This window comes from Streptomyces sp. NPDC034086 (assembly GCF_055575515.1).
Genome location: NZ_JBVISM010000027.1, coordinates 21,550 through 36,551 on the forward strand (window position 1 = coordinate 21,550; position 15,002 = coordinate 36,551).

The 15,002-nt window shown below is 71.1% G+C and carries 11 protein-coding genes; 7 read left to right on the top strand and 4 right to left on the bottom strand.

The window, feature by feature from the left end:
* Window positions 1-5: 5 nt before the first annotated feature.
* Complete coding sequence (locus ACZ514_RS31470) at window positions 6-1,292, bottom strand: NYN domain-containing protein (RefSeq protein WP_468166939.1); 1,287 nt, start codon at window positions 1,290-1,292, stop codon at window positions 6-8.
* A 211-nt stretch (window positions 1,293-1,503) separates the two neighbouring features.
* On the opposite strand from ACZ514_RS31470, the gene ACZ514_RS31475 reads away from it, so the two are divergent.
* The gene (locus ACZ514_RS31475) at window positions 1,504-1,668 is read left to right on the top strand and encodes a hypothetical protein (protein WP_467888065.1); all 165 of its coding nucleotides are present in this window, start codon (window positions 1,504-1,506) and stop codon (window positions 1,666-1,668) included.
* A gap of 84 nt (window positions 1,669-1,752) precedes the next feature.
* Here the strand turns inward: ACZ514_RS31475 and dnaE are convergent, their stop codons facing one another.
* Window positions 1,753-5,295: a DNA polymerase III subunit alpha gene (dnaE, locus tag ACZ514_RS31480; protein WP_468166937.1), complete on the bottom strand. Its 3,543-nt coding sequence runs from the start codon at window positions 5,293-5,295 to the stop codon at window positions 1,753-1,755.
* A gap of 169 nt (window positions 5,296-5,464) precedes the next feature.
* Here dnaE and ACZ514_RS31485 point away from each other — a divergent pair, with 169 nt between their 5' ends.
* From ACZ514_RS31485 to ACZ514_RS31505, 5 genes are all read left to right on the top strand, one after another.
* On the top strand, window positions 5,465-6,799 hold the full coding sequence (locus tag ACZ514_RS31485) for a DUF2252 domain-containing protein (protein ID WP_468166935.1): 1,335 nt from the start codon (window positions 5,465-5,467) through the stop codon (window positions 6,797-6,799).
* 83 nt (window positions 6,800-6,882) lie between these two features.
* Complete coding sequence (locus ACZ514_RS31490) at window positions 6,883-7,572, top strand: hypothetical protein (RefSeq protein WP_468166933.1); 690 nt, start codon at window positions 6,883-6,885, stop codon at window positions 7,570-7,572.
* A 42-nt stretch (window positions 7,573-7,614) separates the two neighbouring features.
* The gene (locus tag ACZ514_RS31495) at window positions 7,615-8,409 is read left to right on the top strand and encodes a DsbA family protein (protein WP_468166931.1); all 795 of its coding nucleotides are present in this window, start codon (window positions 7,615-7,617) and stop codon (window positions 8,407-8,409) included.
* A 149-nt stretch (window positions 8,410-8,558) separates the two neighbouring features.
* Entirely contained in the window at window positions 8,559-10,208 is a 1,650-nt protein-coding gene (locus ACZ514_RS31500; RefSeq protein ID WP_469126257.1) for an alkaline phosphatase D family protein, read from the top strand.
* A 223-nt stretch (window positions 10,209-10,431) separates the two neighbouring features.
* The gene (locus ACZ514_RS31505) at window positions 10,432-11,385 is read left to right on the top strand and encodes a zinc metalloprotease (protein WP_468167366.1); all 954 of its coding nucleotides are present in this window, start codon (window positions 10,432-10,434) and stop codon (window positions 11,383-11,385) included.
* A gap of 70 nt (window positions 11,386-11,455) precedes the next feature.
* Here the strand turns inward: ACZ514_RS31505 and ACZ514_RS31510 are convergent, their stop codons facing one another.
* The gene (locus ACZ514_RS31510) at window positions 11,456-12,025 is read right to left on the bottom strand and encodes a dienelactone hydrolase family protein (protein WP_468166927.1); all 570 of its coding nucleotides are present in this window, start codon (window positions 12,023-12,025) and stop codon (window positions 11,456-11,458) included.
* Window positions 12,026-12,098: 73 nt separating this feature from the next.
* Here ACZ514_RS31510 and ACZ514_RS31515 point away from each other — a divergent pair, with 73 nt between their 5' ends.
* Window positions 12,099-13,139, top strand: a complete 1,041-nt coding sequence (locus tag ACZ514_RS31515; protein WP_469126258.1) for a mechanosensitive ion channel family protein — start codon at window positions 12,099-12,101, stop codon at window positions 13,137-13,139.
* 16 nt (window positions 13,140-13,155) lie between these two features.
* On the opposite strand, the gene ACZ514_RS31520 is transcribed toward ACZ514_RS31515, so the two are convergent.
* The gene (locus ACZ514_RS31520; protein ID WP_468697786.1) at window positions 13,156-14,748 is read right to left on the bottom strand and encodes a Na+/H+ antiporter; all 1,593 of its coding nucleotides are present in this window, start codon (window positions 14,746-14,748) and stop codon (window positions 13,156-13,158) included.
* Between the last annotated feature and the right edge of the window lie 254 nt (window positions 14,749-15,002).

The window sequence follows — 15,002 nt, forward strand, 5'->3', positions numbered from 1 at the left end:
CGGCGCTACTCGGCCGCCGGGGTCGTCGGCGGCCCGGGTGCGGCGGCCGGGTGGCCGCCGACGTGCTCGGCCGCGGCGCGGACGTCGATCTCCCTCCAGAACCCGGCGCGGATGGCGTAGCGGTCGTGCTCGTCGATCTGGTCGTCCTTGTGGGCGAGGAGCCCGAAACGGGCGGCGTAGCGCAGCAGCTCCCCGTCGATCCGGTGCGGGACCCGGGGGTACATGGTGGCCAGTTTCTGCAGGTGGCCGGTCTCGGGGAGGCGTTCCATCCAGCGCCGGGCGAAGACCTGCCCGACCTCGAAGGGGTCGCCGCCGACGGTGGTGATGTCCTCCTCGCGGTCGGCCCAGCGCTGCTCGGCGCTGGTGAGCTGGGCGAGGGTGGGCAGCGAGGCGGTCTCGGCGGGTTCCCCGAGCGGTCCGGCGCGGTCGATCCACCCCTTGTCGGAGGACCAGCGCAGGGCGCTGCCGGCGGCGGTGGGCGATCCCTGTCCGGCCGGGGCGGCGGCCTGGACCGGGGAGGGCGAGCGCAGTGCGGCGAGGTCCTTCGGGGTGGGGACGGGCTTGGCCCCTTCGGTGGCGGGCGCCGGTACGGGCGCTCCGTTCGGGCGGGCCTCGGGGGTGGCGGGGGTGCCGTTGCGGGCGGCTTCGGCGAGGGCCGCCTCGGGCAGGGGCGCGGAGAGGATCGCGGCGATCTCGGGGCGGGGGGCGGGCGGCGGGGCGCAGAGCCCGGCGAGGTCGCGGGCGCGGACGGCGCGGGTGATCCAGGCGCGGTCGAGGACGCGGCGTTCGTCGGCTTCGGCGACGAGGTCCTCGGACTGGTTGTAGTCCCCGTCGGCGGCCTGCACGGCCCACAGGTGGACGGCGACCCCGTGTTCCTTGGCGGACATGAGGCCGGGCAGCAGGTCGCCGTCACCGGTGACGAGGACCACGTCGGAGCAGGCCCGGTTGCGGGCGAGTTCGGTGAGTTCGGCGTGCATGGCGGCGTCGACGCCCTTCTGCGCCCAGCGGCCGTCGCTGCGGGTCAGGGCGCCGAGCCGGACGGTGACGCGGGGCATGACGCGCAGCCGGCGGTGTTCGGGCTGGGGCACCCGGTCGGGGGCCCCGTCGAACCAGTAGATCCGCAGCAGGGGCTGCTGGGTGTCGGCCTCGGCACGCTCGCGCAGGCCCTGGATGAGGGCGGAGTGGTCGACCGTGATGCGGGAGCGGGAGGGTTCCCCGGCGAGGAGGCTCGCGGCGGCGCCCAGCAGGTATCCGGCGTCCACCAGGACGACGCAGCGGTCCACGCGTTCCACCCTCTTCCGTGGGGGTCCTCACAGGTTTTCCCCGAGTCTGCCCGACCGCAAGGGTGTTGACGGCCGGAACTCGATCATCGGCGTGGCGTATCTCCCGGGCGGCGGCGGCAGGGGCCGCCGCTACGCTCGACAATGATCCAAAATGCGCGGTTTGTAGGGTTGTGTGAATGTGAAGGCGGCCCCGGCCCCTACACCCCCACGGAGGCGTTCCATGGCCAAGAACAAGAACCAGAAGCAGCCCGCGAAGCAGCAGCAGCGTTCGTCCGCCCAGGAGCGGAGTTCGGCCGAGGCCGCGCCGCAAGAGCGCTCCTCCCAGTCGCCGAGCCCCCTGGACATGGCCCACAAGAGCAAGCAGAAGCGCTTCGGCCACAACTGACGCCCCCGCGCGTACGACGGAAGGGCCCGCCGGCGGCGTCGCCGGCAGGGCCCTTCCGTACGCGCGGACGCGCCGCCCGTACGCCTAGCCCGCCAGGCAGGAGGGGCCGAGCAGCACCTTGAGGTCACCGAAGAGGGCGGGGTCCGGCTGCACCCGGTGCCGGTCGAGGCGGAGCACGGTGGTGGTGCGCGGCCCCTGGAGCTTGATCCGCACCTCGGTGTTGCCCTTGTGGTGGCGCAGGATCTCGCCCAGACGGGTCACCATCGGCGGGGTGACCTTGACGGTGGGGATGGTGAGCACGACGGGGGCGTTGGTGCCGGCCGAGGACAGGTCGGGGACCATCATCTCCATCGCGACCAGGCGGGGGACGTCCTCGCGCTTGTCGAGGCGGCCCTTGACGAAGACGACGGTGTCCTCGACCAGCTGGGTGGAGACGAGCTGGTAGGTCGCGGGGAAGAACATGCACTCGATCGAGCCGGCCAGGTCCTCGACGGTGGCGATGGCCCAGGCGTTGCCCTGCTTGGTCATCTTGCGCTGGAGGCCGGAGATGATGCCGCCGATGGTGACGACGGCGCCGTCGGAGTGCTCGCCGCCGGTGAGCTGGGAGATGCCGGCGTCCGTCTTGTCGGACAGGACGTGCTCCAGGCCGAAGAGCGGGTGGTCGGAGACGTAGAGGCCGAGCATCTCGCGCTCCTGGGCGAGCAGGTAGGACTTCTCCCACTCGACGTCGGAGAACTCGACGTCGAGGCCGAAGCCGGGCTCGTCGCCGCCCTCCTCGTCACCCATTCCGCCGAAGAGGTCGAACTGTCCCTCGGCCTCCTTGCGCTTGACCGCGACCACGTTGTCGATCATCGATTCGTGGTGGGCGACCAGGCCCTTGCGGGTGTGGCCCATCTCGTCGAAGGCCCCGGCCTTGATCAGCGACTCGATGGTGCGCTTGTTGCAGACGACGGCCTCGACCTTGTCCAGGAAGTCCGGGAAGGAGGAGAACTTCCCCTTGGACTTCCTGGTCTTGATGATCGAGTCGACGACGTTCTGGCCGACGTTGCGCACGGCGGTGAGCCCGAAGAGGATCACGTCGTCGCCCTGGGCGGCGAAGTTGGACTCCGACTCGTTCACGTTCGGCGGGAGCACCTTGATGCCCATGCGGCGGCACTCGTTGAGGTAGATCGCGGACTTGTCCTTGTCGTCCTTGACCGAGGTGAGCAGGCCGGCCATGTACTCGGCCGGGTAGTTCGCCTTGAGGTAGGCGGTCCAGTAGGAGACCAGGCCGTACGCGGCCGAGTGGGCCTTGTTGAAGGCGTAGCCGGCGAAGGGGACCAGGACGTCCCAGAGCTTCTGGATGGCCTCGTCGGAGTAGCCGTTCTTGCGGGCTCCCGCCTGGAAGATCGTGAAGTTCTTCGCCAGCTCCTCGGGCTTCTTCTTGCCCATGACGCGGCGGAGGATGTCGGCCTCGCCGAGCGAGTACCCGGCGATGATCTGGGCGGCCTTCTGCACCTGCTCCTGGTAGACGATCAGGCCGTAGGTGACCGCGAGCACCTCCTCGAGCGGCTTCTCCAGCTCGGGGTGGATCGGGGTGATCTCCTGCTGCTTGTTCTTGCGCAGGGCGTAGTTCGTGTGGGAGTTCATGCCCATCGGGCCCGGGCGGTAGAGCGCGGACACGGCGGAGATGTCTTCGAAGTTGTCGGGCTTCATCAGGCGCAGCAGGGAGCGCATGGGCCCGCCGTCGAACTGGAACACGCCGAGGGTGTCGCCCCGGCCGAGCAGTTCGAAGGTCTTGGGGTCGTCGAGCGGGAGGGCCAGGAGGTCGATGTCGATCCCCTTGTTGGCCTTCACCATCTTGACGGCGTCGTCCATGATCGTGAGGTTGCGCAGGCCGAGGAAGTCCATCTTCAGCAGGCCGAGCGACTCGCAGCTCGGGTAGTCCCACTGGGTGATGGTGACGCCGTCGGTGTGCCGCACCCAGACCGGGACGTGGTCCACGATCGGCTCGCTGGACATGATCACGCCGGCGGCGTGCACGCCCATCTGGCGGACGAGGCCCTCCACACCGCGGGCGGTGTCGATGACCTTCTTCACGTCGGGCTCGTTCTCGTACATGCTGCGGATCTCGCCGGCCTCGCTGTAGCGGGGGTGCGAGGGGTCGAGGATGCCGGAGAGCGGGATGCCCTTGCCGAGGACGTCGGCGGGCATGGCCTTGGTGAGGCGGTCGCCCATGGCGTACGGGTAGCCGAGGACGCGGGCCGAGTCCTTGATCGCGTTCTTGGCCTTGATGGTGCCGTAGGTGCCGATCATGGCGACCTTGTCCTGGCCGTACTTCTCCGTGACGTACCGGATCACCTCGACGCGCCTGCGCTCGTCGAAGTCGATGTCGACATCGGGCATGGAGACGCGCTCGGGGTTCAGGAAGCGCTCGAAGATCAGGCCGTGCGGGATCGGGTCGAGGTCGGTGATGCCCATGGCGTACGCGACGATCGAGCCGGCCGCGGAGCCTCGGCCGGGGCCCACCGCGATGCCCTGGTTCTTGGCCCACATGATGAAGTCGGCGACCACGAGGAAGTAGCCCGGGAAGCCCATCGAGATGATCGTGTCCATCTCGTACTCGACCTGGCGCATGCGGTCCTCGGGGATGCCCCCGGGGAAGCGGCGGTGCATGCCCCGCATGGTCTCCTCGCGGAACCAGGTGACCTCGGTGTATCCCTCCGGGATGTCGAACTTCGGCATCAGGTTCCGGAAGGTGAACATGCCCTCGGTGTCGATCTGGTCCGCGACCAGCTTCGTGTTGGCGCAGCCCTCCTGCCAGGCGTCCGAGGAGTCGATCGCGTACATCTCGTCGGTCGACTTCAGGTAGTAGCCGGAGCCGTCGAAGCGGAAGCGGTCCGGGTCCGAGAGGTTCTTGCCGGTCTGGATGCACAGCAGGGCGTCGTGGGCGGCGGCCTCGTGCGCGTACGTGTAGTGCGAGTCGTTCGTGACCAGTGGCGGGATGCCGAGCTTCTTGCCGATCTCCAGCAGCCCGTCGCGGACCCGGCGCTCGATCTCGATGCCGTGGTCCATCAGCTCCAGGAAGTAGCGGTCCTTGCCGAAGATGTCCTGGTACTCGGAGGCCGACTTCAGGGCCTCGTCGAACTGGCCGAGGCGAAGGCGCGTCTGGAGCTCGCCGGAGGGGCAGCCGGTGGAGGCGATCAGGCCCTCCGACCACTTGCTGATGGTCTCCTTGTCCATGCGCGGCCACTTGGTGAGCCAGCCCTCGGCGTACGCGTCGGACGACAGCCGGAAGAGGTTGTGCAGACCGGTGGCGTTCGCCGCCCAGATCGTCTTGTGGGTGTAACCGCCGGAGCCGGAGACGTCGTCCCGCTTCTGGTGGGGCTGGCCCCACTGGATGCGGCGCTTGTTGCGCCGGGACTCCGGAGCGACATAGGCCTCGATGCCGATGATCGGGGTGATCCCGGCCTTCTGGGCGGTGTGGAAGAAGTCGTACGCCCCGTGGAGGTTGCCGTGGTCGGACATGGCGATGTGCGTCATGCCCATTTCATTGCAGGCAGCGAACATGTCCTTCAGCCGCGCGGCACCGTCCAGCAGCGAGTACTGGGTGTGGACGTGCAGGTGCGTGAACGGCGTCTTGGTCACGGTGTGGGCCTCCTGAGGAGAGAGGGGCGGCAGCTTCGAATCCTACGTCCCACGAGTGACAGCCCGCGGGCACCGACGGGTACGGTCGTGCGTTGCAGAACCAGGAAGACAGGTCCGGCGTCCAGTCGGTCAGAAGCCGTACCACCCCTTGCACCAGGAGGCATCCGCCATGGCGGTCACCGAGACCACCGACGAGCAGCGCGCCGAGCAGATACTCGATGTGTTCGACACCGCATTCGGCCGGCTGCTCGCCGTCGACCCCACCGCCTTCCAGGTCAAGTTCCGGAAGATGGCCGCCTCCGCCTTCGCCTTCTACCGGGGCACGGCCTGCCTCTTCTACGCCGACCTGGAGCGCGACCGCCACGGCGGGCCCTACCTGGACGAGCGCACCGGCCGGGTGTGGATCCACGGCGACCTGCACGCCGAGAACTTCGGCACGTACATGGACTCCAACGGCCGGCTGGTGTTCAACGTCAACGACTTCGACGAGGCGTACGTGGGTCCCTTCACCTGGGACCTCAAGCGCTTCGCCGCCTCCGTCGCCCTGATCGGCTACACCAAGGCGCTCAGCGACGAGCAGATCAGCGCCCTGGTGCGGACGTACGCGGCCGCCTACCGGGAACGGATCCACCAGCTCGCGGTCGGGCACGAGGGCCGCTACGAGGACGTGCCGCCCTCCTTCACCCTGGACACCGCCGACGGCGCCCTGCTGGGGGCGCTGCGCGCGGCCCGGGCCCGCACCCGCTTCTCGCTGCTGGACTCCATGACCGAGATCCGTGACCACGAGCGCCGCTTCAGCGCGGGCGGCGGGGCGATCGAGCTGGACGCGGCCACCCGGTACAAGGTGCTGGCCGCCTTCGACGGGTACCTGGAGACCCTCCCGGAGGAGTCCCTGGTGCGGCCGGACTCCTACCGGGTCAAGGACGTGGTGGGCCGGCGGGGCGTGGGCATCGGCTCCGCCGGCCTGCCCTCGTACAACATCCTGCTGGAGGGGCACAGCGACGCCCTGGAGAACGACGTCGTGATCTACCTCAAGCAGGCGCAGACCCCGGCCGTGTCCCGGCACGTCACCGACCGGGCGGTCCGGGAGTACTTCCAGCACGAGGGCCACCGCACGGTGATCTCCCAGCGCGCCCTCCAGGCGCACGCCGACCCCTGGCTGGGCTGGACCGAGCTGGACGGCTCCGGGCAGCTGGTGGCGGAGGTCTCCCCGTACGCGGTGGACCTGGACTGGTCGGACCTGGACGACCCGGAGGAGATCGCGGCGGTGGTCGCGGACCTGGGCCGGGCGACGGCCACCATGCACGCCTCGGCCGACGAGGCCGAGAGCGGGCAGTCCCTGGTGCCCTTCTCCACCGAGCGGGCCATCGACGCGGTGATCGCCGCCGACGAGGAGGGCTTCCCCGAGCTGCTGGTGGACTTCGCCCACGCGTACGGCGCCCGGGCCCGCGCCGACCACCAGATCTTCGTGGACCTCTTCCGCAACGGCCGGATCATGTCGTAAGCCATGGGGCGCAGGGGGTGCGGGGCCTCGATTCACAGGGCCGGGGGCCCTCTTCCACAGGAAGTCATGGCACACTCGCGACGATGGACATGTCTGGGGTGAGGATCCGGGGGCTGCGGGCCGCGCTGTTCAGCGCGTTCGTCGTGCTGCTCTCGGCCGGTTCCCACGTGCTCATGTCCCGGGTGCCGCTGCCGCCCGCGCTGATCGCCGGCGCCTTCGCCGGGGTCTTCGCGGTCGCCTTCGCGCTGGCCGGCCGGGAGCGGGGCTTCGGCCCGATCGCCGGGCTGCTCGTGCCGCTGGAGCTGGCGGCCGACACCGTCCTCACCGCCGGGCAGCACGCCTGCTACGGCCCGGCGGGCGGGCCGGTGTCCGGGCCGCTGCGCGCGATGGGCCTGGACACACTGTGCGGCGGGACCCCCGTGGGCCGTCCGCTGACCGAGGTGGCCGGGCCCGCCGGGGATCCGGCGGCGCTGCTGGCCTCGCCCGGGCCGTGGACGCCCTGGCTGCTGCTCGGCGCGCACGTCGGCGTCGGGCTGGTGGCCGCCGCGTGGCTGCGGCACGGCGAGCGGGCCCTGGTCCGGCTGCTGCGGGCGGTCGCCGCCTTCGCGTTCCGGCCGCTGCTGCTGGCTGCGGCCTCGGCCGCGGCGGCTCCCGGGCGGACCGGGCGGGCGCTGCGGACGGTGTTCCGCGGCGCGGTGGCCCGTACCCGCTTCCCGGCGCATTCCGTGGGCCTGCGGGGGCCTCCCGTACGCGTCGCGCCCTCGGGCGCCTGAGCGCGTACGGCAGTCCCCCCTCACCCCTCCACGGAGACCCCCATGAGTTCACGCAACAGCCACAAGAACAAGGCCGCCGCCCGCGAGCGGCTGCGCCTCGAGCGCGAGCAGCAGGCGAAGAAGGACAGGGCCCGGCGCCAGCTGGTCGTGGCCGGCGCGGTCGTGGCCGTCCTGGCGCTGGCCGGCGGCGTCGGCTACGCGGTCGTGCGGGCCAACGAGCCCGGCTACTGGGACAAGGCGGCCAAGGCCGAGCTGGTCAAGCCGAAGAACGCCACGGGCGAGGACGGCCTGACCGTGGTCATCGGCAAGCCCGAGGCGAAGAAGACCCTGGAGCTGTACGAGGACTCGCGCTGCCCGGCGTGCGCCACCTTCGAGCAGTCGGTCGGCGAGCAGGTCAAGAAGGACGTCGAGGCGGGCAAGTACAAGCTCCGGTACATCGGCGCGACCTTCATCGACAACGGCGTCAAGGGCGAGGGCTCGAAGAACGCCCTGAGCGCGCTGGGCGCGGCGCTGAACGTGAGCCCGCAGGCCTTCCTCGACTACAAGGGCGCGCTCTACTCGAAGGAGCTGCACCCCGACGAGACGGTCGACAGCTTCGGCAAGGACGACTACCTGCTGAAGGTGGCGGACACCGTCCCGGCGCTGAAGGACAACGCCGAGTTCAAGAAGGCGGTCCAGGACGGTACGTACGACCGGTGGGCCATGGACATGTCGAAGGCGTTCAACGAGTCCGGTGTGAAGGGGACCCCGACGCTGAAGATGGACGGCAAGAAGATCGAGACCCCGGCGACGCCGGAGGCCTTCACCGCGGCGATCGACAAGGCCCTCGCGGGCTGACGGAGTGACGGCCGACGGGCTGATGTCCTGACAGATCCGGCCATACCGCCGGGCTCCGCGCAACGGGCGGGCGAACTCCGGGAGTTCGCCCGCCCGTTGCCGTTCCGTGCCTGTTCCGCGGCACGTACCGATCAGTAATATGATCGGCCGTGACCAGTCATCTCACCCCTTCGCACCCGCGCCGCCGTACGGTCGTCCTGGCCGCCGCGGCCACGGCCGCGCTCGCGCCGATCGGCACCCTCGGCGCCCAGGCGGCCCACGCGGCGGGGGCCGCGCCCGCCTTCCTCCACGGCGTCGCCTCCGGTGACCCGCTGCCCGACGGGATCCTGCTCTGGACCCGCATCACCCCGACTCCCGAAGCGGTGCCCGGCTCCGGCCTGGGCCCGGCCACCGCGGTGGGCTGGGAGGTGGCCGAGGACAAGGCCTTCTCCCGGGTCGTCGCGAGCGGTTCCGTCACCGCCACCGCCGCCTCCGACCACACGGTCAAGGCGGACGTGCGCGGCCTGCGGCCCCAGACCCCGTACTGGTACCGGTTCACCGCCGGCTCCGCCGTCTCCCCCGCCGGCCGCACCCTGACCGCCCCGGCGGCCGACGCGACCACACCCGGCATCCGCTTCGGTGTGGTCTCCTGCGCCAACTGGGAGTCCGGCTACTTCTCCGCCTACCGCCACCTGGCCGCCCGCACCGACCTGCACGCGGTGCTGCACCTGGGCGACTACATCTACGAGTACCAGACCGGCGGTTACCCCGAGGCGAAGTACGTCGTGCGCCGGCACGAGCCGCAGAACGAGATCGTCTCGCTCTCCGACTACCGCACCCGGCACGGCAAGTACAAGACGGACGGCGACCTCCAGGCCCTGCACGCGGCCCACCCGGTCGTCGCCATCTGGGACGACCACGAGTTCGCCGACAACACCTGGTCCGGGGGCGCCGGCAACCACACGCCGGAGACCGAGGGCGACTGGGCGGCCCGCGCGGCCGCCGCAAAGCAGGCGTACTTCGAGTGGATGCCCGTACGCCCCTCCACCGCGGGTACCGTCTACCGGCGGCTGCGGTTCGGCACCCTCGCCGACCTGCACCTGCTGGACCTGCGCTCCTTCCGCTCGGAGCAGGTCAAGACCGGCAACGGCTCGGTGGACGACCCCGAGCGCACGCTCACCGGGCGCGCCCAGCTGGACTGGCTCAAGGCCGGGCTGGCCTCCTCGGACGCGACCTGGAAGCTGGTCGGCACCTCGGTGATGATCTCGCCGGTGGCCTTCGCCTCGCTGCCCGCGCACCTGCTGAAGCCGCTGGCGCACCTGCTGGGCCTGCCCGAGGGCGGGATAGCGGTCAACACGGACCAGTGGGACGGCTACACGGACGACCGCAAGGAGCTCCTGGGCCACTTGAAGGACCGGAACATCAAGAACACGGTGTTCCTGACCGGCGACATCCACATGGCGTGGGCGAACGACGTCCCGGTGAACATGGCGACGTACCCGGGCTCCGGCACGGCGGCCACCGAGTTCGTGGTGACCTCGGTGACCTCCGACAACATCGACGACATGCTGCACGTGGCGCCACACACCCTCTCGCTCGTGGCCGAGGGCGCCATCAAGGCGGCGAACTGGCACGTCAAGTGGCTGGACATGGACTCGCACGGCTACGGCGTGCTGGACGTGACCGCCGAGCGCTCGCAGATGGACTACTACGTGGTCTCGGACAAGCGGCGGCAGGACGCGAGTTCCTCCTGGGCCCGCTCGTACCGCACGCTGAACGGCAGCCAGAAGGTGGAACGGGCCGACCAGCCGGTTCGCTGACCCTCCGTCAAATTTGCCGCGAATCGGGGCTCCTGGTGCAGACCAGGAGCCCCACCCGCCACATCGGCAACAAATCTTTAACCTACGAGTACTTGCCATCTTGATGACATGCACACATAAACTTCCGGCCAGCGTGAGGAAATCCCTCACCCCCCACCACGCTTGCCGAGGAGTCAACGTGCGCGCCGTCGCCCGCATATCCCCCCTTCTCCGCCGCCGCCTCATGGGTACGGCCGTCCTGGCCTCCACCCTGGCGTTCGCCCCCCTGACCGCGCCCGCCACGGTCGCCGCGGCCGCCCCCCACGCGGACGAGATCTGCGCCGAGGACGGCTCCGCCCCGGCCAACGCCCGTGTCGCCAAGCCCAAGGACGAGCACGCGGCCGAGCCCAACGAGGTCACCGAGGCCCAGGTCAAGGCCATGGACGCCGACCTCAAGAAGAAGCTCGGCGAGGTCCGGCTGTCCCCGCAGCAGGTCTACGGCGTCGGCTCGGCCGCCACCGCCACGAACATCCCGGTGTACGTCCACGTCATCACCTCCGGCACCGCCGGCAAGCTGACCGCCACGGACATCAGCAACCAGCTCGCCGTCCTCAACGCCGCCTACAGCGGCCAGGGCACCGGCAACGTCGACGCCGGCTTCCAGTTCACGCTGGCCGGAACCGACTACACGGACAACGCCGCCTGGTACAACCTGTCCAGCGGCAGCCAGGCCGAGAAGGACATGAAGAACGCCCTGCGCAAGGGCGACAAGAACGCGCTCAACATCTACACCGCCAACCTCGGCGGCGGCCTGCTCGGCTGGGCGACCTTCCCGAGCTCCTACGCCTCCCAGCCCAAGATGGACGGCGTGGTCCTCCTCAACACCTCGCTGCCCGGCGGCTCCGCCGCCAACTACAACGAGGGCGACACCGCCACCCACGAGGTCGGCCACTGGATGGGCCTGTACCACACCTTCCAGGGCGGCTGCTCGGGCAGCGGCGACTCCGTGTCCGACACCCCGGCCGAGAAGAGCCCGGCCTACGAGTGCCCGACCGGCCGCGACTCCTGCGCCACCAAGGCGGGCGTCGACCCGATCCACAACTTCATGGACTACACGTACGACTCCTGCATGTACCAGTTCACCGCGGGCCAGGTCTCGCGCATGAAGAGCATGTGGACGGCCTACCGCACCGTCTGATCCAGCGGCTCTCCCGCACTCACGGCACTGCCCCCCGGCGCCCGGCGCCGGGGGGCAGTGCCCTGTGCTCCTACAGCGTGTCCAGGAAGGCCAGCGCGGCCTTCCACGTCTCCTCCGCGGCCTGCGCGTCGTAGTCCTCCAGCCCCGGGTCCGTGAACAGGTGCCCCGCACCCGGATAGCTGTGGACCTCCACGTCCGCCCCCGCCCTCCGCATCCGCAGGTACCAGGCCGTCAGCCAGTCGTGCGTCTCGTACGGGTCCGGGTCCGCGATGTGCAGCTGCACCGGGAGCTCGTCCGCCGAGGCGTCCTCCTCCAGGTCCGCCGTCCCGTGCAGGAGCAGCAGGCCGCGGGCCTTGTCGTCGGCCAGCGCCAGGTGCTGCGCGACGGAACCGCCGAAGGAGAAGCCGGCGTACACCAGGCCCTGGTCGGAGTGGGGCGCCGACGCCAGCACCGCCCGCTTCAGCAGCTCGTCGCGGCCCACCTCCTCCTGGTGGGCCACACCCTCCTCGAACGTGGCGAACGTGCGGCCCTCGAAGAGGTCCGGCACCTGCACCAGGTGCCCGGCCGCGCGCAGCCGGTCGGCCGCCGCGTGCACCGCGGGCCGCAGCCCGTACGTCGAATGGAAGAGCATGATGTTCATGCCCTCCATCGTGCCATTCGTACGGAAAGCAGGAGTCCGGGGGCGCACCGCCGATACGTTCTCCCCCATGGAGATGGAGAACGTCCTGCGTCCCGCCCTGGTCGTCTGCGCCGCCCTGGTCCTCACCCTGGTCGCGGGCTGGCTGCTCGACCTGCTGCTGCGCCAGGCCGACGCACGGCACCCCGAGACCCCGCTGTGGGGTCTGCTGCGCCGGTGCCGCCTGCCCTTCCGGCTCGTCCTCGGCACCGCGGCGCTCCAGGCCGCGTACCGGCCGGCGGACGTGCTGCCCGCCCACGCGGACGGGGTGGGCCACTTCCTCACCCTGGTCCAGATCGCCTCCACCGCCTGGCTGCTCGTCGGCATCGCGACGGCCGTCGTCGAGGCGGCCTACGCCCGCTACGCCGCCGCCTCCCCCGACGACGCCCGGGTGCGCCGGGTCCGCACCCAGGTCACCCTGATCCAGCGGGTGCTCACGGCCGTGGCCGTGGTCGTCGCCGTCGCCGCGATGCTGCTGACCTTCCCGCCGATGCGGACGGTCGGCGCCTCGGTGCTGGCCTCCGCCGGAGTGCTCGGCATCGTCGCGGGCATCGCCGCGCAGGCCTCCCTCGGCAACCTCTTCGCCGGACTGCAGATCGCGTTCGGGGACACCGTCCGCATCGGGGACACGGTGGTCGTGGACAAGGAGTGGGGGAAGGTCGAGGAGATCACCCTCACGTTCCTGGTGGTCCGCACCTGGGACGAGCGCCGGATCACGATGCCGGTCTCCTACTTCACCAGCAAGCCGTACGAGAACTGGTCGCGCGGCGGCGCCCAGATGACCGGCACCGTCTTCTGGCACCTGGACCACTCGGCCCCGGTCGCCCTCATGCGGGAAGAGCTCGCCCGTCTCCTCGAGGACGTCCCCGAGTGGGACGGCCGCAGCTGCGGCCTGGCCGTCACCGACACCACCCCGCACACCATCGTGGTCCGCGCGGTGGTCACCGCCAAGGACGCCGACGACGTGTGGACCGTGCGCTGCGCCGTCCGCGAGCGGATGATCGGCTGGCTGGCCGCCCACCACCCGTACGCCCTGCCCCGCGTCACCACCTCGGAGGCGGCCCCGCGCCAGGGCTGAGCCACGTCACCGGCGGTTACGCGCCGCGCAGGCTCCGCACGTCCAGGTGGCGCAGCACCCGGTCGACGATCTCCGGGTCGGAGCCCGGCTCGCTGCGCGCCGCCAGCACCTCGTGCCGGGCGGCGGACATCATCTCCCGCTGGATGCGCTGGACGTCGCGGATCCGCTCCACCCGCTTCGCGTAGGCCTCCCGCCGCTCCTCGTCGACCAGGTCGGGGCTGATCCGGGCTCCGACGTCGTACGCGCGCCGGTACAGCACCTCGACCAGGTCCTCGGGGAGGTCCTCGGACTCCTCGATCTCCTTGAGCCGCCGTTTCGCGGCCTTCGCCGCCCGCAGCGCCAGCCGCCGCTCGGTCTCCCGGTCCTCGTCCGTGTCCGCTTCCACCCCGAGCCGCCGCACCAGCCACGGCAGGGTCAGCCCCTGGAACACGAGCGTGGTCATGATCACCGCGAAGGCGATGAAGACGATCTCGTCGCGCGCCGGGAAGGGCTCGCCGCCCTCCGTGCGCAGGGGCAGGGCCAGGGCCAGCGCCACCGAGGCCACGCCGCGCATGCCCGCCCACCACATCACGACGCTCTCCCGCCAGCTCAGCGGGATGTCCTCGTCGTAGTCGCGGCGCCGGTGCAGCCGCTTCGCCAGCCAGCCCGCCGGCAGCAGCCAGACCAGCCGTACGCCGACCACCACCGCGACCACCACCGCCGCCCAGCCGGCCATGTCCCACTCCCGGCCCCGGGCCACCCCGAAGACGTGGTGCAGCTCCAGTCCGATCAGTCCGAACGCCACCCCGGTGACCAGCGTGTCGACGATCTCCCAGAAGGTGTGCCCGGCGAGGCGGCCCAGCACGTCGTCGGCGTCGCCCGCGTACTCGGCGAGGAACAGGGCCGTCGTCAGCACGGCCAGCACCCCCGAGCCCCCGAGCTCCTCGGCGACCACGTACGCGACGAACGGCAGCAGCAGCGTCAGCCCGATCTGGAGGGTGGCGTCCCCGAGCCGGCTCATCAGCCGGTTCGCGGCCCAGCCGAGGGCCAGCCCGACGGCCAGCGCCACCACGGCGGACAGCACGAACTCCCCGAGCGCCTCGGGCCAGGAGAAGCTGCCGCTGACGACGGCGGCGACGGCCACGTGGTAGAGCACGATGGCGGTGACGTCGTTGAACAGGCCCTCGCCCTCCAGGATGGACACCATCCGGCGCGGCAGCCCGAGCGCCCCGGCCACGGCGGTGGCGGCGACGGGGTCGGGCGGGGCGACGAGCGCGCCGAGGGCGACGGCGGCCGCCAGCGGCAGGCCGGGCACGACGGCGTACGCGACGCCCGCCACGGCGGCGGTGGTCACGAACACCAGGGCCACGGCCAGCAGCAGGATGGGCCGGAGGTTCGCGGCGAACTGCCGCCAGGAGGTGCGCTGGGCGGAGGCGTACAGCAGCGGCGGCAGCACCAGCGGGAGGATGTACTCGGGCGGGATGTCCACGTTGGGCACGGCCGGCACCAGCGCCAGCACGACCCCGCCGAGGGTCATCAGCACGGGCGCGGGCAGCCCCAGCCGGTCCCCCAGCGGTACGGTGACCACGGCGCCGAGCAGCAGTACGAAGAGCAGAGCGAGCTGATCCACTCCCCCACCCTGTCAGAAGCGGCGCCGCACCCGGGTATTTGGGCCCCCGCGCCCGCCCAGGCCGAAGGCCACGGCCCGGACCCCCAGCGGGCCTAGGCCGTCTCTTCCGGATCTTGCCTGACCCGCGCTGCCCGGCACCGCACCTCGCCGCGTTGTCGCGGCACCCGAGGACGTCCAGTAATCGGGAGCCGCTCCGCCTTGCGATGCACGGCACCGGACACCGCGGGCTTGACCGGCAAGATCCGAAAGAGACG

What these genes read in the sequence shown, in the direction of transcription:
- ACZ514_RS31495 (WP_468166931.1), top strand. Translation starts at nt 7,615, where the DNA reads ATGAGTTCACGCAACAGCCACAAGAACAAGGCCGCCGCCCGCGAGCGG.
- ACZ514_RS31515 (WP_469126258.1), top strand. Translation starts at nt 12,099, where the DNA reads ATGGAGAACGTCCTGCGTCCCGCCCTGGTCGTCTGCGCCGCCCTGGTC.
- ACZ514_RS31485 (WP_468166935.1), top strand. Translation starts at nt 5,465, where the DNA reads ATGGCGGTCACCGAGACCACCGACGAGCAGCGCGCCGAGCAGATACTC.
- ACZ514_RS31490 (WP_468166933.1), top strand. Translation starts at nt 6,883, where the DNA reads ATGGACATGTCTGGGGTGAGGATCCGGGGGCTGCGGGCCGCGCTGTTC.
- ACZ514_RS31505 (WP_468167366.1), top strand. Translation starts at nt 10,432, where the DNA reads ATGGGTACGGCCGTCCTGGCCTCCACCCTGGCGTTCGCCCCCCTGACC.
- ACZ514_RS31510 (WP_468166927.1), bottom strand. Translation starts at nt 12,025, where the DNA reads ATGAACATCATGCTCTTCCATTCGACGTACGGGCTGCGGCCCGCGGTG.
- ACZ514_RS31475 (WP_467888065.1), top strand. Translation starts at nt 1,504, where the DNA reads ATGGCCAAGAACAAGAACCAGAAGCAGCCCGCGAAGCAGCAGCAGCGT.